The organism is Streptomyces sp. NPDC005863, from assembly GCF_042871345.1.
Lineage (GTDB): Bacteria > Actinomycetota > Actinomycetes > Streptomycetales > Streptomycetaceae > Streptomyces.
The window spans coordinates 1-1,329 of the sequence record NZ_JBIAII010000026.1 but is presented as its reverse complement, the minus strand read 5'-3'; the positions used below and the strand labels follow the sequence as shown (position 1 = coordinate 1,329).

The window sequence follows — 1,329 nt, the reverse complement described above, 5'->3', positions numbered from 1 at the left end:
ACTAGGTCGTGTTTTGGAAGTCGGTGATCCGTCCGGCTGGCCGCCCTGGAATGTTGCGTGCGGCCAGCCAGACGATGAGGTCGAGGGCGATGCGGCTGATGTCCGTTTCCTTGTGCACCCTGTGCTCGTGATGGGCTGAGTCGCGGCGGACGATCTCGTATCCGCCTTCGTCCAGGACGGCCACAGACGCGAACCAGGTTGGATCGTCCGTATTGGGCTCGACGACAATGAACGTGTTGTCCGTGTCGTCGAGTGCGCTGATCATTTCGAACAAGGCGTCCTCGGAGGCGCCCTCAATGTGGTCACCGTTCTCGCTGACCACGCCATAGCCTCTGGCCCCCATCGGAACGGTCCTCTCCCTGTGCCCGACATCCGATCAAGTCAGCATCGCATGGGGCGGACTACAGCCACTCGTTGATCGCTGCGACTTGGACGACCGCCAGGTAACGCACAGCCAGTTTGTCGAACCTGGTGGCCACAGCCCGGTTGCGCTTGAGGCGATTGATCCCGCACTCGACCGCATGACGAGCCTTGTAGTCCTCGCGGTCAAAGGCAGGAGGCCGTCCGCCTGTTGATCCCCGGCGCCTTCGATGTCCTGCCTGATCAGTCGGCTCCGGGATGGTGCACCGGATGCCCCGGCGTCGCAGATAGGCACGATTGGCTCGGGACGAGTAGGCCCGGTCACCCCGCACCCGCAGCGGACGGACGCGAGGACGACCCGCCCCGAGCCGGGGCACGCGAATGGCTTCCAGTACGGCGATGAACTGCGGACTGTCACCGCGTTGTCCAGCCGTGATCAGCACCGATAACGGCCGTAGTCCCTGCTCGCAGGCGAGATGGATCTTCGTGGTCCACCCGCCACGTGAGCGTCCCAGGCCATGGTCGTCGGGCTCGGGACTGCTTCCGCCCGGCGGTTCCTTCTGGCTCTGCCCGTCGCGCCGGGCACCGGCAGCATGCTGATGGGCACGACAGATCGTGGAGTCGACGTTCACCTCCCAAGTGATCAGCCCGGCCGCGTCAGCCCGGCTCTGCAGACCTGTGAGCACCTGTGCCCACACACCACCGCGCTGCCAGCGCCGGAAAAGCCCATAGACGGTCTGCCACGGCCCGTATTTCGCTGGAACGTCCCGCCACGGTGCCCCGGTCCGCACCCGCCAGCGAATCCCATCGATCAGCTTTCGTCGATGCCACGATGGCCGGCCCAGCACCGCAACCGGCAACAACGGCTCCATCACCGCCCACTGGCCATCCGAAAGATCCCCTCGCCCCACACCGAGATCATCACGGCCCAAGGCACGGCACAGCAGCCACTTCTAAAACACGACCTAG

Annotated in this window: 2 protein-coding genes; both read right to left on the bottom strand. The window is 65.0% G+C overall.

All coding sequences use genetic code 11. The annotated features are described in order from the left end of the window. Position 1 precedes the first annotated feature (1 nt). The gene (locus ACFYO9_RS38880) at positions 2-343 is read right to left on the bottom strand and encodes a hypothetical protein (protein WP_388667336.1); all 342 of its coding nucleotides are present in this window, start codon (positions 341-343) and stop codon (positions 2-4) included. Between the two features lie 58 nt (positions 344-401). Beyond that, entirely contained in the window at positions 402-1,271 is an 870-nt protein-coding gene (locus ACFYO9_RS38875; protein WP_355820574.1) for an IS5 family transposase, read from the bottom strand. Positions 1,272-1,329 lie beyond the last annotated feature (58 nt).